Genomic DNA, 20253 nt, shown 5'->3' on the forward strand with positions numbered 1-20253 from the left:
GCATGACCAACACCGTGGGCAGCCGTGCCGTCTTCGGAGTCGTCGTTCCGAGCACCAACACAGTGGTCGAGCACGACTACTGGAGCGCGCGGATCCCCGGCGTCGCCTACCGGGCCGGCTCCATGCACATCCCCCACCCGGCCATGGCCGACGACCGGGACTTCGAGGCGCTGCTCACGCAGATCAGGGCCTCCATCGACACCGCCGTCCGCGATGTCCTGACCGCTCAACCGGACAGGATGGTCATGGGGATGTCGGCGGAAACGTTCTGGGGCGGGGTCGCCGGGAACGCGGCTTTCGAGCGCCGGCTGCGAGAGCGCACCGGCCTCCCGGTCACCACGGGCGCGAGCTCCTGCCGGGCCGCGCTGAACGCGCTGGGATGCCGGCGCATCGCGGTCTTCTCCCCCTATCAGCCGGTCGCCGACCGCGAGGTGAGCAGGTTCTTCAGCGAGTCCGGGTTCGATGTGGCAGCCGTTTCAGGGCTGCGCTGCCCGACCGCGACCGACATCGCCCGGGTGGGTCCCGATCGCATCCGTCAGGAGGTCTCGGCTCTGGACGCGCCCCCGGTCGAGGCCATCGTGCAGGTGGGGACGAACCTCTCCTTCGTCTCTCAAGCCGCGGCCCTGGAGGCGGAAATCGGCAAACCGGTCGTCGCGATCAACGCGGCCACTCTGTGGCACGCCCTGCGCGAGCACGGCATCACCGACCGCATCTCCGGTGCGGGCACCCTGCTCAGGGACTTCTGACCGCGGCCGCCGCCCGGTGGAACTGCGACCGGGCCGGTCCGTGGACGCGAGAGCTGACCTTTCGCCGAGGGCCGCCCTCGCGCCTCACAAACGGGTGTGGCTGCCGGTCGTCATCACCCGGCGGCACGATGCGGCACGAGGCGGCTACGAGGCCTCGCTCCGCTCGATGGCGGTCACATCCGGGTCCTGCCGGCGGGCCAGGGTGCTGGGCCACCAGCTGCGCGGGCCGATGTCGAGAACCAGCGCGGGCACCAGGAGGGACCGTACGACAAGGGTGTCGAGGAGGACGCCGAAGGCGACGATGAAGGCGATCTGGACGAGGAAGGCCAGAGGGATGACCATGAGGGCCGCGAAAGTCGCCGCCAGGACCACGCCCGCCGAGGTGATGACACCGCCGGTCGTGGTCAAACCGCGCAGCACTCCCTGACGGACGCCGTGGACGAGCGACTCCTCACGGACGCGGGACATCAGGAAGATGTTGTAGTCGACGCCGAGCGCCACCAGGAAGACGAACCCGTACAGGGGAACCGAGGCATCCGTGCCGCTGAAGCCCAAGAGGTGCTGGAAGACCAGCGCGGAAACGCCCAGTGTGGCGAGGAAGTTGAGGGCGACGGTGGCCACGAGCAGGAGGGGGACCAGCAGGGCGCGCAGGAGCAGGATGAGGATGAGCAGGATGATGCCGAGGACGATCGGGACGATGACCATCCGGTCGCGGGCCGCGGTCCGTTCGGTGTCGTACTTCTGGGCGGTGTAGCCGCCCACAATGGCGTCGGCCCCCGGTACGGCGTGCAGGCGCGTACGCAGATCCGCGACCGTCCTCTTCGCCGCGTCGCTGTCGGCGGCGGCCGCGAGGGTGGCGTCGATGCGGACCCGGCCGTCGACCACCAGCGGCTCGTCACCGGGCCGGCCCGAAACCGTGACGGGTGTCGCCCCGGCGACGCCGTCCGCCTTCAGGGCGGCCGCCTGCACCTCAGCTGCCTTCGCCGAATCCGCGATGATCACTGCGGGCTGGCCCGATCCGCCAGGGAAGTGCCGGCTGAGAGCCTGCTGGGCGGCGACAGAGGGCGCGTCCTTGACGAAGATCTCCTCCAGGGGAACGCCCTTGGACGACAGGGTCGGGGCGAATCCGGCCAGAACGAGCAGGAGCAGCGCCGTTGAAGCCCAGACCCGGCGCGGTGCCCGATCGATGACGGCCGCCACGCGGCGCCACACCGTATGCCCCTCGCCCCCGGCATCGCCGGGCTTGGGGGTGGCCGGCCAGAAGGCGGCGCGGCCGAGGAGTACCAGTACGGCCGGCAGGAAGGTAAGGGTGCTCAGGACGGAACAGACGATGCCGATGGCGCCGACCGGGCCGAGAGCCTTGTTGTTGGTCAGGTCGCTGGCGAGCAGGGCGAGCAGGCCCAGGGCAACGGTGGCCGCACTGGCGGTGATCGCTCCAGCCGAACGCCGGACGGCGGCGATCACTGCGGCCATCCGGTCGTCGCGTGCGGCGAGTTCCTCCCTGAACCGCGCCGCCAGCAGCAGCGCGTAGTCGGTCGCCGCACCGATGACCAGAATGGACAGGATCCCCTGGACCTGGCCATCGACCCGCACGACGCCTCGATCGGCAAGCCAGTAGACGAGCGCGCAGGCAAGCCCCAGAGCGAACACCGCACTGATGATGATCATCAGCGGCAGGAGCAGGCTGCGATAGACCAACAACAGAATCAGGAGCACGGCGCCAAGCGCCACACCGACCAGCAGTCCGTCGATTCCGGCGAAGGCGTCCGCAAGATCGGCCTGCGTGGCCGCCGGTCCCGCGATCTGCACGCTCAGCCCCGGTACCTCACCGGCGGACGAGCGCACCTCCTCCAGGACGGCAGGGAGGTCATCGCCCAGATCCGGGGCAACCGGCACGACGGCTTGTAGCGCCAGGCCGTCGTCAGAGAGCAACGCGGGCGACGGCGGTCCGGTGACACCAGTACGCCCGGCCACCGCGGCCACCGCCCCGGTCGCTTCCTGCTGCTGCACGGCAGTGACCCGCCCCCCGTCGGAGGACTGCCAGACGACGATGGCGGGCACCGACTCGGAGCGTTCGAAGGCCTTGCGCGCCTCCAGGACCTTGGTGGACTCGGCGCTCTGCGGCAGGAAGGCCGCCTGGTCGTTGGTGGCGACTTCGCCGAGCTTCCCGGCGTACGGGCCGAGGCCGGCGCCGATGCCCAGCCACGCCACCAGCAGTACCAACGGCACCAGCCATCGAACCCACCGCGATGCGCTTCTCACTGCGACCCCTCAGCAATCTCATCAATCAAGTATCTCAATCGTTGAGAGATTACATGGTGGAATCGCGGCCTCCACCGACAGCCCTCCCGCCCCACGTCCGTACAACGACCCGCTCCGGCGGAAAGGCCCGCGTGCACGTCCTTCCGCGCGGCCCGCCCCTTCGTCTGCGGCAAGTGCCGGCAGGGGGGTGGAGTGGTCAGTACAGACCCATCCGGCGGGCGGTGTCCTCTCCGTGCTGCATTCGCCGGCGGGCGCCTTCACCGAGGGCGGTGAGCACGCCGGCGACGACGGTCTCGATGATGGCGAGGGTCGGGACGAGGCTGTCGTAGGGGGAGGGTGCGGCCACCTGGCTCGGCAGGACCACCTGTGCGTGGGCGGCCGCGGGTGAAAGCCATACGTCGGTGAACAGGATGACCTTGCCGCCCTGTTCCTGGACGAGTTCGGCCAGGGAGACCTTGTCCGGCTCGTAGCGCCGGTAGTCGAACAGTACGAAGACGTCACGCCGGTTCACCGCTGCGAGCTGCGCGGTCCGTTCGACGTCCCGGTCCGGCAGGAACCGGACGTCGTCGCGCACCTGCATGAGGTGCAGGCCGAGGTACTGGGCGAACAGGTTCGTGAACCGTCCGCCGGCCAGGGTGATGCGGCGTTTGCCGTCGGATAGCAAGCCGATCGCGTGTTCGAGATCGTGCGGGGGCAGTTCGGCGAGGGTCTGGGCCACTGCGGCGCTGAAGACGTTGCTGCCGCGCTGGAGGAGGGAAAGGTCCTCGACTCCGTCCTGGCTGCGGCCGTAGTCGGTGGCCTCGTAGAGGGAGAGGGGGGAGGCGTTGCGTTCGTCGAGCTCTGCGCGGAGTGCGGCCTGGAAGTCGGGGAAGCCGCGGTAGCCGAGCCGGTTGATGAAGCGCAGGACGGTGGGCGTGCTGACGGCGGCGCGTTCCGCGAGGACGGCCATGGTCTCGAAACCGGCCGCGGGGTAGCCGGCGAGCAGCACGCGTGCGACTTTGCGTTCGGCGGGGCTGGCGTCGCCCAGCTTGAGGCGGATCTCGTCGGCGAGCGTGCCAGGGGCCATGCGCTGGGTCTTCCTTCGTATGCGTAGGTGCTTCGGGAGCTTGGGGTGCTTGGGGTGCTTGGGCGGTCGAGGTCGAGGTCGAGCCTACTGTCGATCGTGAGCGGTGAGGCCGGCCGGAACCCCCGGGTTCCGGCCGGCCCCGTCGCCCGGAGCGCGTCAGGGCAGAGTCACTCCGGAGCGACGGCTATCCGCAGGCCGGTGACGGTGTGCGCGGTGGCGCCGTCGCTGGTCCAGGCGGTGAATCCGGGTTGCTTGGTGAAGGTGACGGTGAATCGGGGGCCGCTCTCGAATGTGGCGGCCGTGGTGGTGCGCCGGGTGCTCGCGGCCAGGGCGCGGGCGGTGTTCAGGAAGGAGTAGGGGACGCCGGCGGGGTTGGCCGGGGAGTAGAAGACGTCCGAGTTGGCGGGTATCGGTGAGGCTGTCAGCGGGATCAGGGGCCGCTTGCCGTCGGCGGGCAGGATCTGCCAGCGGTTCGGGTCATAGCGGTCTCCGTTGGAGAGGTAGGTGTAGCGGGCGCCGGTCAGGGCCCATCCGGACCGTGGGTTCTTGTCGGTTCGGGCTTGCCGGAGGTCGAGGATGGCGACGCCTTGCGGGCCCAGGACGCGCAGTCGCTCGCGGGGGGTGCTGGGATCGTCGACGACGAGCGCGGTGTTCTCCTCCAACGCGTACACGCGGTCGTGTCCCGTGTCGGCGGCGAGTCGCAGGGCTCTGCCTTCGCGTCCGTTCGTACCGGTGTGGGTGTCGATCAGTCCGGAGCGGAGGAAACCGAAGCCGCCTTCGGGGAGGTAGCCGAGCCGGGACGGGTCATCGAAGTAGCCCGGGCTGCTGCCGTCGCGCAGTCCTTCGTAGGAGTCGCCTCCGGTGACCATGTCGGCCCCGGCTGCGATCTGCGCCCCGGCGCTGGATCCGGATACGACGGCCCCGGCGGCGAGCTTCGCCCGGATGGCGGCGAGCACCTTGGAGTCGGTGTGGGCGGAGCCGTGGAGCAGGGTGGTGACGTAGCGGTACTGGTCACCGCCGCCGAAGAAGAAGCCGGTCATGGAGTCGACCTGTCGCACGACCTCGTCGGAGTCGGCATTGGCGATGTGGTCGAGGTCGATGGGGATCCATTGGGCGTCGGCGGCACCGTGCTGCTTGAAGAGTCCGGCGTAGTAGGCGCCGTTGCAGGCGGAGTTGCTGCAGTTCTCGGGGTCGCCCGCGTCAGGGTCCTGGCTGGCGGGGACGGAGGCGGCGGTGAGGACACCGATGCGGGCTTTCGATCCGCCCGCACGCTTGATGATCTCGCCGTAGACCTGCGCGTTGTCGGCCTTCAGGCCGCCGCCGATCAGGACGAGCGAGCCGCCGCCGTTGGCTGACGAGGCCATGTGGGCCTGGGCGGCCGGGGCGAGGGTGAGGCCGAGAAGGAGAGCGGTGCTGCCCGCCAGTGCGGTACGGCGGGCTCCGGTCGGGACGCGCATGGGGGATGCCTCCTGTGGGTGGGGTCGGGTGGTGGCCGGGACCGCGGCGGCGGGTGACCGCCGCGGTCCCGGCGCGGACCGGCAGCCCGGGGCGTGGTGGGAGGGGCTGCCGGGGCCGGGTCCCGTACCGGGCAATGGCGCGATCAAACCGGTACGGGACGTCCTTGGGGGTGTCAGCCGGCGCGGCCGTCGCCGAGGTCGGCGACGAGGGAAGCCAGGAGGGCGACGCGGGCCGGGACGGTCGAGGTGTCCAGCCACTCCTCCGGTGTGTGGTCGGCGCCGCCCACTGGGCCGAGACCGTCCAGGGTGGGCACGCCGAGACCCGCGATGAAGTTGGCGTCCCCGACGCCGCCGGTCGCCGCGCCGTGCAGGCTGATGCCCAAGCCCGCGGCAATGCGTCTGGCCCGGTCGAACATGCGGCGTGAGGCGGGTGTGTCCTCCATGGGCGGGCACAGGTCAAGCTGCTCGACCGTCGCCGTGGTACCGGTCACGGCCGGCCGTGCGGCTGCGGACTCGATCGCACGGTGGGCCGCGGCCAGTCCGGCGGCCGTGGCCGAGCGCACCTCGACGCGCAGCTCGGCTTCCGGACAGACGATGTTGGTGCGGCTGCCGGCCCGTACGACACCGACGTTGACGGTGACGTCGTCCCAGTGGCCGTTGAGGGACTGCAGGGCCACGACCAGGTGGGCGGCGGTCAGAGCCGCGTTCGCTCCGCGCTCCGGCTCGATGCCGGCGTGCGCTGCCCGGCCGGTGACGCTCACCCGGAAGTCGGCGACACCTTTGCGGGCGATGACCAGGTCGCCGTTCTCCCGGGCACACTCCAGGGCCAGGGCGAAGTGGACTCCACGGGCTGCCGCTTCGGTCACCGGGCGGCTCGCCGGTGAGCCGATCTCCTCGTCCGGGGTGGCGAGGAAGACGAGCTCGGCGTACTGCCCGGCCCGAGTCTCCTCCAGGATCTCCAGAGCGGTGATACCGGCCAGCAGGCCGGCCTTGTCATCGCTGACACCGGGGCCGCGCGCCGTGTGGCCGTCGAGGTGAAAGGGCCTGGCCGCCGCGGTTCCGTCGTCGAAGACGGTGTCGAGGTGCGCGACGAGCAGGAGGCGGCGTCCGCCCTGCTCGACCGGAAGGCCGCCCAGTTTCCGGGCGAGGATCACATCTCCGACAGGGTGCCCGTGGGGAGGGTCGGGCGCCAGGCGCTCGACGTCGAATCCGAGCCTCAGCAGCCGGTTCTGGGTCCAGTCCGCCATCTGGTTCACGCCGGCGGGGCTGTAGGAGCCCGAGTCGATGGCAACCAGGCCGGCGAGGTCGGACAGGTAGCCTTCCAGGCGCGCTTCGGCATACGGAATCAGCTCGTTGGTGTGCAGCTGCTCCCGTGAGGGGGCCGTCACAGAACCTTCGAGAGGAACGCACGGGTGCGTTCCTGCCGGGGTTCGACGAGGACCTGGCGCGGGTCACCGGATTCGACGACGACGCCGTCGTCCATGAAGACGGCGGTGTCACCGACCTCGCGGGCAAAGCCGATCTCGTGGGTCACCACGACCATCGTCATGCCGTCTGCCGCGAGCCGGCGCATCACGTCCAGGACGTCTCCGACCAGTTCCGGGTCGAGCGCGGAGGTGGGTTCGTCGAAGAGCATGAGTTTGGGTTTCATCGCCAGGGCTCGCGCGATGGCGACGCGCTGCTGCTGCCCACCTGAGAGCTGGGCCGGGTAGTGGCCCGCCCGATCCCCGAGGCCCACCTGTTCCAGCAGCTGCTGGGCCTCCTCCCTGGCCTGCGCCTTGTCGGCCTTGCAGACGTTGACGGGGGCTTCCATGACGTTGTCGAGGGCAGTCATGTGAGGGAAGAGGTTGAAGCGCTGGAAGACCATGCCGATGTCGCGTCGTCTCGCGGCGACCTCCTTCTCGCGAAGTTCGTGGAGCCGCGATCCGCTCTGGCGGTAACCGACCAGGTCGCCGTCGACCGCGAGTTTCCCTCCGTCGACTCTGTCGAGGTGGTTGATGCAGCGCAGGAACGTCGACTTGCCCGAGCCGGAGGGACCCAGCAGGCAGCACACCTGGCCGCGTTCGACGGTCAGGTCGATGCCCTTGAGGACTTCGAGCTTCCCGAAGTGCTTGCGCACGCCCTGGGCGTGGACCATGGGGACGTTCACGCTGCCGCCTCCTCGGTGTTCTTCTTCGTGCGGGCGGGCCGGCGGGCAGGCCGGCGGGCAGGCGGGGCCAGTGCACCGGCGAGCATGCGGCGGAGAGGTGAGATGTGGCCGCCGCCCGATCCGCGGCCGTACCGCCGCTCCAGCCATGCCTGCGGAATGCTGAGCAGGGTGACCAGGCCCAGGTACCAGAGGCTGGCGACGACGAGCATGGGAATGACCTGGTAGTTCTGCGCGTATACGTCCTGGATGTTGGACATCAGGTCGTGCGCCGAGATGATCGACACCAGGGCGGTCATCTTCAGCATGTTGATCGTCTCGTTGCCCATCGGCGGGATGATCACCCGCATGGCCTGGGGCAGCACGATCCTGCGCATCGTCTGGGCGGGCCGCATGCCGAGGGAGTGCGCGGCTTCGCTCTGGCCGGGGTCCACCGACTGAATGCCGGCGCGGACGACCTCCGAGGCGTACGCGGCCTCGTTGAGACCGAGGGCCAGCAGGGCTGCGATGGCCGGGGTGAGGAGGGAGTTCGTCTCGACCTGGAAGAAGGTGACGCTGGTGAACGGGATGCCGATCTTCACGTACTGGTAGAGGGCGGCTGCGTATCCCCAGAAGATGATCTGGACCAGCAGGGGGGTCCCACGGAAGAACCAGACGAACAACGAGGACATGCCGTAGAGAACCGGGTTGGACGACAGCCGCATCACTGCGACCAGCGTGCCCAGAAGAAGCCCGAGGGCCATCGCCGCCACGGTGAGCCACAGGGTCGTGACGAGGCCGGAGAAGATCAGGTCGGCGAAGAGGAAGCGCCCGATGATCTCCCAGTGGAGATTGCCGTTCTTCGCCAGTGATCCGGCCACACCGATGAGTGCGGTCATGGCCGCTACAGCGGCGATCCAACGGCCGTAGTGGCGCAGCGGTACGACGGTGAGTTGTTCGGGGGCCGGGCGGTCGATGTCCGCGGGAGCTGTGGTGGTGGTCATTTCTAGTCCACCGCCGCGTTCTTGGTGGCCTCCTTGACGGCGATCGAGGCGACACCGTACTTGTCGAAGATCTTGGTCACGGTTCCGTCGTCGATCAGAGCCTGCAGGGCCTTGTGGATCGCGTCGCTGAGCTGGGGCAGCTTCTTGGAGACCGCGATCCCGTTCGGGGAGGCCCCGTAGCCGCCCGCGGCAGCCGGATCGTCGACGACCTGGAAGGCGTTGCCGCCGTCGGCGGTCTTGGCGGTCCAGCCCGCGGCGGGCTTGGTCTGCACCTGGGCGACGACCTTGCCGGAGCGCAGGGCGAGCTGCGCGTCCGAGTCCTTGGGGAAGGTCTGGATGTCGATCTCGCCCTTCCCGGCGGCCTTGCACTTCGCCTGGTGTTCCTTGAGGAGGTCCAGCTGGTTGGTCGCCGCCTGCACCGCGGCCTTCTTGCCGCACAGGTCATCGAGCGTGGTGATCTTCTCGGGGTTGCCCTTGACCACCATGATCCCGGAACCGGAGACCGAGTAGTCGACGAAGTCGACGACCGCCTGGCGCTCCTTGTTGTCCGTCATCGCCGACATCGCCGCGTCGAACTTCCCGGCCTGAATGGCCGGCACGATCCCGTCGAACTTCTGGGGCGCGAACTCGAACTTCACACCCAGCTTGGCTCCCAGCGCCTGCCCCAGGTCGTAATCGAGCCCGGTGAGCTCGGGCTTGCCCTCGGCCACGAACATCTCGAACGGCGCGTAGGGCACGTCCGTGGCCACTCGCACGGTGCCCGCCTTCTTGATCGCGTCGGGCAGTGCGTCGTACAGCGCAGCGTCCTTCGTGACCGCCACTCCCGCGACGGTGGCCGGCTGCCCGCCGTTGGCCTTGGCGGTTTCGGCAGTGGAGTCCGAACAAGAAGTGAGCGTGGCCAGCGCGGTCGCGGCCGTCAGGGCCGTGATCAGGTTTCGGGACAGACGGGTGTTCATCAGGCGTATGCCTCTCCGGTCTTCGGGCCGACGGGGTGCTCGCCGTCGACTGCAACACGAAAATTACAGAAGCCTTCACTGAATGGCTAGATGTATCGCTCGTTACATTGAGGTAACGAGCACCCCGCCGGCCTCGAGACTGCACAGAGCCGACCCTTGAGCTGACCAAATCGCCCACCCATCGAGCGAGCGAAGCGATTCGCGCGCTACATCTACCGTTCATTCGACCTGGCTTGTAAGTTCCGCTACTGCAACACCCGCGGGGCTGTGCACCTCCCCAAGCACCGCTCAGGGCGTCGCCACGCCCTGCCTCCCGCAGATTCACCACCCCTCCCCCACCCCCCTTGGAGAAGCCATGGGCACACGGTTCAAGCACGCCTCGGCTGCCGTAGCACTGCTCACCCTTGCCGCCACGCTCACTTCGACCGCCAGCGCGCAGGCGGCCGCCACGCGGGTCCGTTCGGGCAGCGGCTCGGACGTCAGCCGCACGTCATGGCAGGGCCCCGCCTTCACCATGAACGGCGACGGCAAGATCATCCCCGGATCGATGTCGGCCGCCATCGACGCCATACGCGGCGGCACCGGCAGCCTGGACGTCGTCGTACTGGCCGGATCGGCCCCCACCTCGGGCAGCGCCACGCCCGAATGCGACGCCGCCATGGCGCTGCCCGGCGTCAACTCCTGTACCACCTGGACCCTGACCGCCGCCGCGGACGGCAACAACAGCCAGGTCAACACCGACGTCCGCAACGCCGAATTCGTCTACTTCGCCGGCGGCGACCAGTGCCGCTACGCCGCCTGGAAGGGCACCGCACTGGAGACATCCGTCGAGTCCGTCGTGGCCAAGGGCGGCGGCTCGGGCGGCGGCAGCGCCGGCCACCACATCAACAGCCCCGTCGTCTACGACGCCTGCAAGGGCAGCGTCACCAGCCCAGAAGCCCTCGCCAACCCGTACGACAGCTACATCACCTTCACCACCGGCATGTTCGACTGGGCGAACTACGGCGGAGTCATCAACGACTCCCACTTCACCACCCGCGACCGGATGGGCCGCACCATGGCCTTCGTCGCCCGCGCCATCAAGGACGGCCGAACTTCCGGGGGCAAGGCCTGGGGCGTTGGGGTCGAGGAAGGCAGCTCACTGTTCCTCGACAAGAACGGCACAGCCACCCTCTACGGCAAGGAGGCCTTCGTCGTCCTGGGCGACCACCAGCCGGAGCAGGCATCCTCAGGCAAGCCGCTGACCTTCTCCAACTACAAGATCTGGCGCCTGGGACCCGGGCAGACCTACGACTTCAAGAACCGACCCACCTGCGGCTACTACCTCCGCAGCGTCACAAGCGGCGTCGCCGACCCCAACCTGTACACCGGCACCCCTCAGACCAGCTGCACCCCGCCCGGGGGCACGAACACGCTCGCGGAAACCGAAGCGAACGACACCCGCGCCACCGCCGACGACGCCGGCGCGCTGACCTACCCCGCTTCGCTCACCGGCAGCATGAAATCGACCACCGACCGCGACTACTTCCGCGTCTCCTTCTCGGCCGGCGAGCGGGTCAGCATCCAGTGCGCCATTCCGGACGGCGCCTATGACGCCGACCTCTACCTGCTCGACTCCGGCGGCAGCACCATCGACCGGTCCGTGAACGACGGAGTGGGCGCCGACGAGAACCTCACCTTCACCCGAACCGCCGCCGGAAGCGGCACCTACTACCTGGAACTCGACGCGTACCAAAGCTCGGGCAGCTCTCCCTACACCTGCACCCTGACGAAGAGCTGAGGCACGGCGGGTGCCGGATCTCCCACTCTCCGGTCCGGCACCCGCCCACGCGAACTACGAGAAGTGAAGCACCCGAGCATGCCGAGAACAGCTGCGCTGGGGCGCTGGGATCGGCTCGGGGGCCGGTGACAGCTCACCCGCACGGCATCGCGTCTACCCCGCCCGTGCGGGTTTCCCGAGGTTGGGCCTCCGTCACCAGTAGTGTTTCCTCCCCCCGACAGCGTGACCTGCCGCTCCGAGGATCCAGAGGACAGCTCCGACGACCAGCAGAACGATCCCAATGGTCCATAGGATCGAAATTCCGGTCACGAAACCGATGATCAGCAGAATGATGCCGAGAACGAGCATGGTGCCTCCCACGCCGTTGGATACTTCACATCCAGGGTATGCGCTAACCGCGTCCGGCAGCCTGTCAAGGCCTGGCCCGAAGGGGCGACGTCCTGGTTCTCGTCCTCGGCCTCATCGCCCTGATCATGGCCACCACTGTCGGCCCGATGGGTGTCGGCATCCGCGCCGGCGGATCAGCCGCGGCGGGTCTTGCGCCAGCCGAAAGGGCCGGGCAGGTTCATCGAGGTGGTGCGGCGTCCGGTACCGCTGCGGGTGCGGCGGGGGCCGTGCTTGCCGCCGGTGGTGATCGACCACGACTTGCGGTTGATGTTGAGGCGGACACCGGGCAGGATCCTGAAGCTCTTCCCGCCCGGTGTCCCATCAGGACGCACCAGCAGCGCCGGGTCCGCCACGACACGGCCGGGATCCCGACATGGACCCGCGGGGGCCAAGCCCGCGGCAGCCCGAGGAGTTCAGGGGGTGTCACCTTCCCAGAGGAAGGGGCCCCCTGGATCGGCTTCGGAGGGTTTGTACAGAGAGCGGCCGCCAGGTCCGAAGAGGCCTCGATCGGTGATCAGGAGCGCTCCTACTACGCGTTCCTGCGGGGACAGGTCGGTGATGTCGTAGAGCCGGCCGTCGAGGGGGCCGCCGAGCAGGTTCACGTACAGGCGTCCGGGCGACGGGCCGGCCCACTGGCCGTCGTCGCCGCAGTACACTCTCGCGTCCATTGTGGTCACCTCACGCGCCTGCCCCCTCCAGGGCCCTGCAAGCAGGTGAACTGGCTCACCCAACCCAGGCGAGAGCCGCTTCGATGCTGTCGGTGACGTGGAACAGGGCGCGGGCCTGGGTGAGTTCCAGGACGCGTGCGAGGGAGTTGGGCAAAGGGCCTACGAGGACCAGGTGGCGGCTGCGCCGGAGGCGGAACATCTCGTTCAGCATGGAGGAGTCGGCGAAGGTGACGCGGCTGACGTCCAGGATGATGCGCCGGATGTCCGGATCGGTGATGGCGGCGGTGCCGGCCTCTTGAACGACCTGCAGGGTCCGCTGGTCGAACTCCCCGACGCAGACGATGACGCGTGCCCCGTCGCCGCGGTCCGGGAGCGCCAGTACTTGCTGCGTTCCTGGTGTTTTCTCCTTGGCGTCGGGCCTGGGGCTGCTGCCGAGGAGTCCGACCTGGTTGAGTTCGCGGACGATGAGCCAGGCGAGGTCGTCGGGGTTCAGGGCGTCGGGGTGAACCGCGGCGAGGTATGCAGCAATTCTGGTTGCGATTACTTTTGCTGTTTCTGCATCACTCATGCGTGCCTGTCTGCTGCTTTTCGGCTGTCCCGAACCCCATGCGGAGTTGGGGCTGGTGCTGGTGGTGGTACGTCGTGTCCGTGCTCTTCAGGCGCTGGGTGGCGGTGATGGTTTTCCCACCGCCTGGGAGGGGGGTGATGTCGACGCGTTCGGCGAGGAGCTGGACGAGGGGCCATCCGTAGCCGCCGGGGCTGCCGTAGGGCGCAGGGTGGGACCAGGGGTGGTCGGGGCTCGCGTCGCTGACGGCCAGGTGGAGGGCGTCGTCGATGATGGCGGCGTGGAAGCGGGTGATGCCACCGCCGTGGCGGATGGCATTGGTGACGAGTTCCGAGGTGATCAGGAGAGCGTCTGTGGCAGGCACGCTGTCGGGTCTGATGCCCGCGCGCCCGAGGAGTTCCGTGACCTGGTGGCGGGCGGACGCCGCCGTGGCAACGGCCGGCTGTGCACCGTTCATGGTGTGCTCCGGACGGGGGGTGTTGTCGGCTGCCGCAGACGCGTTCATGCCGCTATCGCCTGCCCTTGATGGTGGAGGTCATGCGCCGCACCGCTCTGGTTCGGCTGCGGGTGCGGGTGCGGGTGCGGGTGACGGTAGTCAGCATTTCATCGCGTCCTGCACGCCGTCCGCCCCTCAGAATACGGGCCTGAGGTTGGTGGCCTCGAACGAGTGAGGGACCGTGCGGTGCGGGAGGCGCGGTTGCCAGGAGGGTGCCGGATGGAGGATGGTTGCCGCAAGGCAAGTAACTTTCTCCGAGACTATGAGGTGAGGGGTTCGCGCAGCGGGCCTCAACGATGTGGTGATTCCCACCCAGGAAGCGGCCCCTTCGGTGCGCGCGCCGTGGAGTGAGGCCCCCTACCCCGTGCTTGTGGCAGACGACCAGGGAATCCTGGTGCTGGTGAACGAGGTTGCCGGTCTGCTTTTCCCTCAGGCCCGCGCAGGGACGCCGATCGCGGGCACCGTGCCCGCGTGGCTGTCCGAAGCCCACACCCGCTGTCTCGCGCCGGCAACTGCCCGGCCTTCGGCAGCTGAAGCCGATGCCCTGGCGCAGGGTCTGGTCGGCGACCGTTCGTATGAAGCGCATCCGACGCGCCGCGGTGACGGGACGGTGGTGTGGTGGCTCGTTGACGACACCGACCACCGTCTGGCCCGTGAGGCCCTGCGGATGGAACGGCAGCGCAGCGCCTTCCTGGGGGAAGCGTCGAACGTGCTGCTGTCCTCGCTGAATCTGGAGCGGTGCATGGACGTCACGGCGCAGATGGCCGCGGAGCACCTGGCCGACGCGGCTGTGGTCATCGCACCCACACGCGGCCGTGAACTGCCCATCGTGTCCTGCGTGCGCGGCGGGATGCCGGAGGCGTCGCGTGTGGCCGCGGACCCCGAGGCGGTGCCGGGGCTGGCAGAAGCACTGCAGGGATTCCCGCCCGTCCCCTCGCGCTGGATCGACCCGTCCACCGCCCCGGCCTGGCTGGTCCCGGAGGAGTTCGGCACGGTGGGGTCGATAGTGATCACACCGCTGCCCGGCCACGGCGTCCCCGCCGGAGCGCTGGTCCTGCTGCGCCGCTCAGGCGGTAGCGGATTCACCGAGGGCGAGGAGGTATTCGCCCGCCTTTTCGCCGCCCGAGCGGGCGCCGCCATGTCAGCCGCGCGCCTGTATGCGGAGCAGGCGTCGATCAGCGAGACGCTGATGCGCGAACTGCTCCCGCCATCCCTGAATCAAGTGGCGGGCGTCGAGTACGCGGGCGGCTACCGGCCCTCCCTGGACCATGAGCGGATCGGTGGGGACTTCTACGACGTCCACCCCGCCGCGGTGGCGGGCGACGCGTCACTGGTCGTCCTCGGCGACGTGTGCGGCAAGGGCCTGGAGGCCGCCGTGATGACGGGAAAGATCCGTAACACCCTGCACGCCCTGCTGCCCATGGCCGATGACCACCCGCGGATGCTGAACCTGCTGAACACCGCGCTACTGAGCACGCACAACGCGCGCTTCGCGACCCTGGTTCTGGCCTCCGCGGTCCGCGAGGGCGGCTCCGTCAAGCTGCGGCTGACCAGCGCCGGCCATCCCGCTCCGCTGATCCTGCGCGCCGACGGAACCGTCGAGGAGGCCGCGACCTACGGCACGCTGGTCGGAGCGCTGCCGGCCGTGACCGCCGAGACGGCGGAAGTGACGCTCGCCCCGGGCGAGACCTGCCTGCTCTACACCGACGGGATCACCGAGGCACGAGGCGGACCGCTGGGCGGGGCCATGTTCGGTGACGCGCGGCTGCAGCGGGTGCTTGGCGAGTGCGCGGGGATGCCGGCGGAAGCGGTGGTGGAGCGGGTGCAGATGCTCGCCTTCGAATGGGTCGGCAGCGGCCGCCACGACGACATGGCCGTCGTGGCGATCTCCGCGCCCCGAAACAACCACCTCAGTGCCGTAGACGGGCACACGAGGGGCAGGTTCACAGCGTGATATCCCACCCGACAAGCACGGAACCTGTGGCCGCACGGCTTTGGGGCGCGGCCCTGGCCGGCGACGAGCGGGCCGCGGTCAGCGTGGTCCGCCAGGCCCTGGACGAAGGAGCCGCACCGCAGGACCTCTTCTTGGACGTGATCGCCCGGGTGCAGGGCCGCGTCGGTGAACAATGGGCCGCCAACCGGATCAGCGTCGCGCAGGAGCACGCCGCCACCGCGATCAACGAGCGTGCCGTAGCGGTCGTCGCCGAGCATCCTGCCGCCCGTACGGAGATCTCGCGGGGGCGGGTCGTGGTGGCGTGCGTCGACGGGGAGTGGCACGGGTTGCCGGCACGGCTCGTAGCCGAGGTCCTCAAGCTGCGGGGCTGGCAGGTGTACTACCTCGGCGCCCACGTCCCGACCCCGCATCTCGTCGCGCACATCCACCGCACCGGGCCGGACGTCGTCGCGCTGTCCAGCTCGATCCCCACACGGCTGCCCACCGCGCACGCGACGATCACCGCATGTCAGGCTGCCGGGGCTCCGGTTCTCGTGGGGGGAGCCGCGTTCGGGCCGGACGGCGAGTACGCCCGCCTGCTGGGCGCGGACGCGTGGACGCCGGACGCCCGTGCGGCCGCCGACCTTCTCGAGCGCCGGCCCCTGCCGCGGCCCCGGCCCGACCACCAGCCCATCGATGACCTGCCGCACCTGGCCGACCAGGAGTACACCCTCGTCACCCGCAGCCGCCCCCAGCTCGTACGGACGGTCTTCACCGCCCTGGAGAACAGATTTCCGGCGATGCGCGGCTACAGCGAGGCGCAGCGGGAACGCACGGCCGAGGACTTGGCTCACATCGTGGAGTTCCTCGGCGCCGCCCTCTACACCGGCGACGCCGAGCTGTTCTCCCGCTTCCTGCTGTGGACCGCGGGCATCCTCGAAGCCCGCGGCGTCCCGGCGCGGAGTCTGCCGCCTGCGCTGGACGTACTCGCGGGTGAGCTGAAGGACTTCCCCCGCGCCACGGACATGATCCGCCTGGCCATCACCCGCCTGACCCCTACCCCACTCACCGTTGGCGGAGCCGCCGAATGATCCCCGTACCCGGGCCACTGCGCCTCACCCGCACCGATACTGCCGGCGCCGTGCGCATCGAGGTGCACGGAGACTTCGACTACCGGGATGCCGACCGCCTCCTGGACGCCGTCTCCGCAGTCCTGGCCGGCAGGGGCGTTCTGCGTGACCTGCACGTGGACTGTACGGACATGGCCGGTGTCGACTCCAGCGGGCTGGCGGTCCTGCTGCTGATCCGCCGGCACGCGGACGCCGCGGGCGTACGCTTGCACCTGGAGGGGCGGCCACCGGCGCTGAACCGGATCTTGCGGGTCACCGGCACGCTCGACTACCTCACCAGCCCACACACCGGTAACCGGTCGGCGGCCTCGACGACCGAGAGAGCCTCCGCCGGTTCACAGGAAGCTATAAAGTCCCGCTCCAGCGGGCAGGACCCCAGCACTTGACCGGCACCGGCAGGCGGGCCGCTCGCACGAAGGGAATGCACATGCCTGTACCGGCCTTCGGGCCCGGCGGCATCGACCCGGACGCCGCGCGCTCGGTCAGCGACATCGCCGAACTCCTCGACGTCGTCTACGAGAGCGCCCGCCAAGCCACTGCGGCAGCACCGGTCTCCACCACGCAGCTACGCCTGATGTTCCTCCTCGACCGCCGGCCCGGGATCCGCATGAGCGCCCTGGCCCAGCTCCTCGGCGCCGCCGCCCCCTCCGTAACCCGGCTTTGCGACCGGTTGGAGGCCACCGGATTCCTACGCCGCCATCCCTGCCCCGGCGACGGCCGCGAGCTCACCCCCCGGCTCACCCCCGCCGGAGAACGACACCTCGCCCAGATACGGGAGAAGCGCCAGCAGACGCTCGCCCAGGCCCTCGACACCATGAGCGCCGATACCCGGCAAGCACTCGCCACAGGACTGGCAGCACTCCAGCTGGGCATCACCGCGACCACAGGCTCCGCCCAGCAGGACGACCCCGCCGCCTGAGCTTGACTCTGTCGGGGATCTTGGAGTTGCCGAGGTCAGCTGCCCAGGGTTCGCCAGGATCTCGGACGGGGGATCTCGTGCTGATCGAGGTAGTTCTGGAAGGCGGTCGGCTGACGGGGCGGGGTCGCTTCCGCGGTCGGTCGCAGTCTGCTGAGGCGCTCGATGTTGACGGCGATCGCGGTCAGGACGTGTTGGAGGTGGGCCTTGTCCTGTCCTCGGTAGCGGCAGCGGCGCATGCCGTGGCCGTGGGCGAACTCGTTGACCGTGCCCTCTACTCCGGAGCGGACCGCGTAGCGGGTCTTCCACTCAGGCGTCTGTTGCTCGGTTCGGACGCGGAGTTGAAGGTCGCGGAGCTCGCGCGGGGGAAACCCGACGTTGCGTGTGCTTTCGCGGGAGGTGGTGCACTGGGCGCGGACCGGGCAGGGGTGGCACTGGCCCTTGGTGAACCGTGCCACGATCAGCGGGGCCGCGGTGGGCGAGGAGGTCGGGTAGGGGCCGTGCCAGCCCCGGCTGACCTGGCCCTGGGGGCAGGTGACCTGTCGGCGGTCGTAGTCGATGTGGAAGTCGTCCCGACCGAATCCTTCATTCTGGCGGTGCTGGCGGGTGGGGTTGCCCGGCAGCGGTCCGGTGACGGTGACTCGATGCTGTCGGGCGGCCTGGTCCAGGTGGACCAGGGAGGTGTAGCCGCTGTCGACCAGGTGCTCGGCGGGCAGCAGGCCGCGGCGGCGCAGGCGGGTGTGGATGCCGGGCAGGACCTTACTGTCGTGTGTGGTGGCTGCGGTGGTGGCCACGTCCGTGATCACGTTGGGGCTGTCGGGAGCACACGTCTCCGTCAGGTGAGCGGAGAACCCCTTCCAGCTGATGATGTGTCCGTGACGTGCGTAGCGGGCCGAGGTGTCGTAGGGAGAGACGATCGACCTGGACGAAGACGGCAGCCCGGGCCCGTCTTCCGTCTCGGCGGTGCGCCAGCGCAGGTGTCCTGCGGCGTCGCGATGGTAGTTCTGCACCATGATCTGGCGCAGTGCCTGGACGCGGGGGCCGGACGCGCGGTCTGCTCCGTGCCGGTAGAGGTGTTCCAGGAGCCGTAAGGCGTCGTTGCCGGTGGCGAGGATCCTGGTCTTGGGCTTGGTGGGGTTCTTGCCCAGGCGGACCGGCCGGCCGTAGCGGCGTCCCCACTCCTCGTCGACCAGCTCGTCCAGCAGGTGAGGGGAGGTGGCGGCGACTTCTTCCAGCGCGGCGCGCACCGCCTCGGTGATCAGCTCCAGGCGGGTCAGGTCGCGCACCGCGGCCAGGACATGGGTGGAGTCCGTGCGCTGGGTGGTGCGCTCGCGGACGAGACCTGCCTCCTTGAGGCGGGCCAGCATGAGGTCGAGGAGGCGGTCGGCCCGGTCGCCTTCGGCGAGGCGATCACGGAAGTCGGCCAGCACGCTGTGGTGGAAGCCGGGGTCGTCCAGCTCCATGGCCATCGCGTACTTGAAGTCGATGCGGCAGCGGACCGCCTCGGCGGCCTGCCGGTCCGACAGGCCGAGCAGGAACTGCAGCACACAGACGGTGGCCAGTTGAGCGGGCGAGAGGCCCGGTCGCCCGTCACGCGGGTACCAGTCGGCGAAGTCCTCGTCGCACCACAGCCCATCCAGCCGGTCGCGCACCCATATCGCCGTCGTGCCGTCCGGGTTGCTCGCCCGCGCAACCTGTGCAGTCAGAGGCGGGACTTGCTCACCGGAACGGGGGCGGAGGGACAACGGGCACCTCGACAGCTGCATCGGTCATCGGACCTACCCGAGCATGCCCGCTGACCATGCTGCCGCACCGCGAAACTCCAAGATCCCCGACAGAGTCAAGCTGAGTGCCTGTCCCTGTGACTGAGGCAGGCCGGTTACAGGGTGAGCGCCGCCTCGACGCTGTCGACGATGATGAAGAGCTGATCCGCCGAGGTGAGCTCGAAGAGCCGGGCCATCTGTGGGTTCAGGGGGCCTGCCAGGACCATGGGACGGCCGGTGCGCCACAGGCAGATCAACTCGTTGAGCATGGAGGAGTCGGCGAACGTGATCGTGCTGACGTCCAGCACGATCGTGCGCACCGGGTCGGTGAGGGCGCCCGTGATGGCCTGACGAAGAGGTTCGAGGGTGTCCTGGTCGAACTCGCCCGTGCAGGTGATCACGCGGGCACCGTCGATGTCCGGTGAGACCGTCACGCACGGTTCCATGGGGGCCTCCTCTTACCGGCTTGTCGGGGGGCCGAGAGATACGGCCCATCGCGTAGGCGGGGGGTGATCGTCGTCATCGAGACGGCCGAATGACTCCTGTGCGTACGGAGGGGCCCTGGTGCCTTTGGCACCAGGGCCCCGAAGGAACTGACTACACCATCTACCGGCCCTGATACTGCGCCGGCCTTCTGCGTCCGCGACCTGAGCGCTGTCGGGGAAGCGGGGATCGCGATTGCTTGACCGGAGACCACCTCACCATCGATGTCCTGCGGTACCCGGACTCACACGCCGTCCGGGCGATCCTGATGGCGCCTCAACTCCTCCGTTCATCCCTCTGGGATCACTTGCCAAACCGGTACTGCGGTAGCCCGGCAGTTCGTCTCTGCCAGGCCCTTCGGCCTCTCTGGGCTACGGGAGAAACCATAGCCAGACGACAGGCCAATGTCTACTTCGGCCACCATAGATTTCCGTGCACGTCCCGATGAGGAATCCGAGTGCCCCGCAAGCAGGAAAACAAGGCCGACTGGGTTGACCAGTAGCAGGCCGGCGGAGC

At 69.2% G+C, this 20253-nt stretch carries 20 protein-coding genes; 6 read left to right on the top strand and 14 right to left on the bottom strand.

Features of this window, described 5'->3' with window-relative positions:
* Window positions 1–2 precede the first annotated feature (2 nt).
* Window positions 3–746, top strand: coding sequence for a hypothetical protein (locus ACIQV3_RS27865; RefSeq protein ID WP_403716489.1), 744 nt, complete (start codon window positions 3–5; stop codon window positions 744–746).
* A 144-nt stretch (window positions 747–890) separates the two neighbouring features.
* Here ACIQV3_RS27865 and ACIQV3_RS27870 read toward each other — a convergent pair whose 3' ends face one another.
* The 7 genes from ACIQV3_RS27870 to ACIQV3_RS27900 all read right to left on the bottom strand — a co-directional run bounded on the left by ACIQV3_RS27870 (window position 891) and on the right by ACIQV3_RS27900 (window position 9616).
* Entirely contained in the window at window positions 891–3008 is a 2118-nt protein-coding gene (locus tag ACIQV3_RS27870) for an MMPL family transporter (RefSeq protein ID WP_403716491.1), read from the bottom strand.
* Between the two features lie 196 nt (window positions 3009–3204).
* Window positions 3205–4074, bottom strand: a complete 870-nt coding sequence (locus tag ACIQV3_RS27875; RefSeq protein WP_403716493.1) for a MurR/RpiR family transcriptional regulator — start codon at window positions 4072–4074, stop codon at window positions 3205–3207.
* Between the two features lie 167 nt (window positions 4075–4241).
* Entirely contained in the window at window positions 4242–5531 is a 1290-nt protein-coding gene (locus ACIQV3_RS27880; protein ID WP_403716495.1) for a cyanophycinase, read from the bottom strand.
* Window positions 5532–5704: 173 nt separating this feature from the next.
* A complete protein-coding gene (locus ACIQV3_RS27885; RefSeq protein ID WP_403716497.1) occupies window positions 5705–6919 on the bottom strand; it encodes a M20 family metallopeptidase in 1215 nt (404 codons plus the stop codon).
* Window positions 6916–7668, bottom strand: coding sequence for an amino acid ABC transporter ATP-binding protein (locus ACIQV3_RS27890; RefSeq protein ID WP_403716561.1), 753 nt, complete (start codon window positions 7666–7668; stop codon window positions 6916–6918). The genes ACIQV3_RS27885 and ACIQV3_RS27890 overlap by 4 nt, the downstream gene beginning before the upstream one ends.
* A gap of 8 nt (window positions 7669–7676) precedes the next feature.
* Window positions 7677–8660 carry an amino acid ABC transporter permease gene (locus tag ACIQV3_RS27895; RefSeq protein ID WP_403716498.1) on the bottom strand — a complete coding sequence of 328 codons (984 nt, stop codon included), beginning with the start codon at window positions 8658–8660 and terminating at the stop codon, window positions 7677–7679.
* 2 nt (window positions 8661–8662) lie between these two features.
* Window positions 8663–9616 carry an ABC transporter substrate-binding protein gene (locus ACIQV3_RS27900; protein ID WP_403716500.1) on the bottom strand — a complete coding sequence of 318 codons (954 nt, stop codon included), beginning with the start codon at window positions 9614–9616 and terminating at the stop codon, window positions 8663–8665.
* Window positions 9617–9971: 355 nt separating this feature from the next.
* Here ACIQV3_RS27900 and ACIQV3_RS27905 point away from each other — a divergent pair, with 355 nt between their 5' ends.
* Window positions 9972–11396: a pre-peptidase C-terminal domain-containing protein gene (locus ACIQV3_RS27905; RefSeq protein ID WP_403716502.1), complete on the top strand. Its 1425-nt coding sequence runs from the start codon at window positions 9972–9974 to the stop codon at window positions 11394–11396.
* 192 nt (window positions 11397–11588) lie between these two features.
* On the opposite strand, the gene ACIQV3_RS27910 is transcribed toward ACIQV3_RS27905, so the two are convergent.
* From ACIQV3_RS27910 to ACIQV3_RS27930, 5 genes are all read right to left on the bottom strand, one after another.
* Window positions 11589–11744: a DUF6131 family protein gene (locus ACIQV3_RS27910; protein ID WP_403716504.1), complete on the bottom strand. Its 156-nt coding sequence runs from the start codon at window positions 11742–11744 to the stop codon at window positions 11589–11591.
* Window positions 11745–11917: 173 nt separating this feature from the next.
* Window positions 11918–12136, bottom strand: coding sequence for a DUF4236 domain-containing protein (locus ACIQV3_RS27915; RefSeq protein ID WP_403716506.1), 219 nt, complete (start codon window positions 12134–12136; stop codon window positions 11918–11920).
* A gap of 60 nt (window positions 12137–12196) precedes the next feature.
* Window positions 12197–12451 (bottom strand): hypothetical protein, encoded by a 255-nt coding sequence (locus tag ACIQV3_RS27920; protein ID WP_403716508.1) that lies wholly within the window; start codon window positions 12449–12451, stop codon window positions 12197–12199.
* A 55-nt stretch (window positions 12452–12506) separates the two neighbouring features.
* Window positions 12507–13019 carry an STAS domain-containing protein gene (locus ACIQV3_RS27925; RefSeq protein ID WP_403716510.1) on the bottom strand — a complete coding sequence of 171 codons (513 nt, stop codon included), beginning with the start codon at window positions 13017–13019 and terminating at the stop codon, window positions 12507–12509.
* Entirely contained in the window at window positions 13012–13473 is a 462-nt protein-coding gene (locus ACIQV3_RS27930) for an ATP-binding protein (protein WP_403716512.1), read from the bottom strand. The genes ACIQV3_RS27925 and ACIQV3_RS27930 overlap by 8 nt, the downstream gene beginning before the upstream one ends.
* A 409-nt stretch (window positions 13474–13882) precedes the next feature.
* On the opposite strand from ACIQV3_RS27930, the gene ACIQV3_RS27935 reads away from it, so the two are divergent.
* From ACIQV3_RS27935 to ACIQV3_RS27950, 4 genes are read left to right on the top strand one after another with little or no spacing between them, the layout of a single operon-like run.
* Window positions 13883–15466, top strand: coding sequence for a PP2C family protein-serine/threonine phosphatase (locus tag ACIQV3_RS27935; protein WP_403716514.1), 1584 nt, complete (start codon window positions 13883–13885; stop codon window positions 15464–15466).
* Window positions 15467–15492: 26 nt separating this feature from the next.
* The gene (locus ACIQV3_RS27940) at window positions 15493–16536 is read left to right on the top strand and encodes a B12-binding domain-containing protein (RefSeq protein WP_403716517.1); all 1044 of its coding nucleotides are present in this window, start codon (window positions 15493–15495) and stop codon (window positions 16534–16536) included.
* Window positions 16533–16961: an STAS domain-containing protein gene (locus ACIQV3_RS27945; protein WP_403716519.1), complete on the top strand. Its 429-nt coding sequence runs from the start codon at window positions 16533–16535 to the stop codon at window positions 16959–16961. The genes ACIQV3_RS27940 and ACIQV3_RS27945 overlap by 4 nt, the downstream gene beginning before the upstream one ends.
* A gap of 41 nt (window positions 16962–17002) precedes the next feature.
* Window positions 17003–17494, top strand: coding sequence for a MarR family winged helix-turn-helix transcriptional regulator (locus tag ACIQV3_RS27950; RefSeq protein ID WP_403716522.1), 492 nt, complete (start codon window positions 17003–17005; stop codon window positions 17492–17494).
* A gap of 35 nt (window positions 17495–17529) precedes the next feature.
* On the opposite strand, the gene ACIQV3_RS27955 is transcribed toward ACIQV3_RS27950, so the two are convergent.
* Both ACIQV3_RS27955 and ACIQV3_RS27960 read right to left on the bottom strand, forming a co-directional pair.
* Entirely contained in the window at window positions 17530–19257 is a 1728-nt protein-coding gene (locus tag ACIQV3_RS27955) for an IS1182 family transposase (protein WP_403716524.1), read from the bottom strand.
* 113 nt (window positions 19258–19370) lie between these two features.
* Complete coding sequence (locus ACIQV3_RS27960) at window positions 19371–19688, bottom strand: STAS domain-containing protein (RefSeq protein WP_403716526.1); 318 nt, start codon at window positions 19686–19688, stop codon at window positions 19371–19373.
* Window positions 19689–20253 lie beyond the last annotated feature (565 nt).

The sequence above is a fragment of the Streptomyces sp. NPDC099050 genome (assembly GCF_044759865.1).
GTDB lineage: Bacteria > Actinomycetota > Actinomycetes > Streptomycetales > Streptomycetaceae > Streptomyces.

Coding starts and splice junctions, on each gene's coding strand:
- ACIQV3_RS27865 (WP_403716489.1), top strand. CDS start 3: ATGACCAACACCGTGGGCAGCCGTGCCGTCTTCGGAGTCGTCGTTCCG.
- ACIQV3_RS27930 (WP_403716512.1), bottom strand. CDS start 13,473: ATGAACGGTGCACAGCCGGCCGTTGCCACGGCGGCGTCCGCCCGCCAC.
- ACIQV3_RS27945 (WP_403716519.1), top strand. CDS start 16,533: ATGATCCCCGTACCCGGGCCACTGCGCCTCACCCGCACCGATACTGCC.
- ACIQV3_RS27955 (WP_403716524.1), bottom strand. CDS start 19,257: ATGCAGCTGTCGAGGTGCCCGTTGTCCCTCCGCCCCCGTTCCGGTGAG.
- ACIQV3_RS27920 (WP_403716508.1), bottom strand. CDS start 12,451: ATGGACGCGAGAGTGTACTGCGGCGACGACGGCCAGTGGGCCGGCCCG.
- ACIQV3_RS27890 (WP_403716561.1), bottom strand. CDS start 7,668: ATGGTCCACGCCCAGGGCGTGCGCAAGCACTTCGGGAAGCTCGAAGTC.
- ACIQV3_RS27875 (WP_403716493.1), bottom strand. CDS start 4,074: ATGGCCCCTGGCACGCTCGCCGACGAGATCCGCCTCAAGCTGGGCGAC.
- ACIQV3_RS27895 (WP_403716498.1), bottom strand. CDS start 8,660: ATGACCACCACCACAGCTCCCGCGGACATCGACCGCCCGGCCCCCGAA.
- ACIQV3_RS27910 (WP_403716504.1), bottom strand. CDS start 11,744: ATGCTCGTTCTCGGCATCATTCTGCTGATCATCGGTTTCGTGACCGGA.
- ACIQV3_RS27925 (WP_403716510.1), bottom strand. CDS start 13,019: ATGAGTGATGCAGAAACAGCAAAAGTAATCGCAACCAGAATTGCTGCA.
- ACIQV3_RS27880 (WP_403716495.1), bottom strand. CDS start 5,531: ATGCGCGTCCCGACCGGAGCCCGCCGTACCGCACTGGCGGGCAGCACC.
- ACIQV3_RS27905 (WP_403716502.1), top strand. CDS start 9,972: ATGGGCACACGGTTCAAGCACGCCTCGGCTGCCGTAGCACTGCTCACC.
- ACIQV3_RS27900 (WP_403716500.1), bottom strand. CDS start 9,616: ATGAACACCCGTCTGTCCCGAAACCTGATCACGGCCCTGACGGCCGCG.
- ACIQV3_RS27950 (WP_403716522.1), top strand. CDS start 17,003: ATGCCTGTACCGGCCTTCGGGCCCGGCGGCATCGACCCGGACGCCGCG.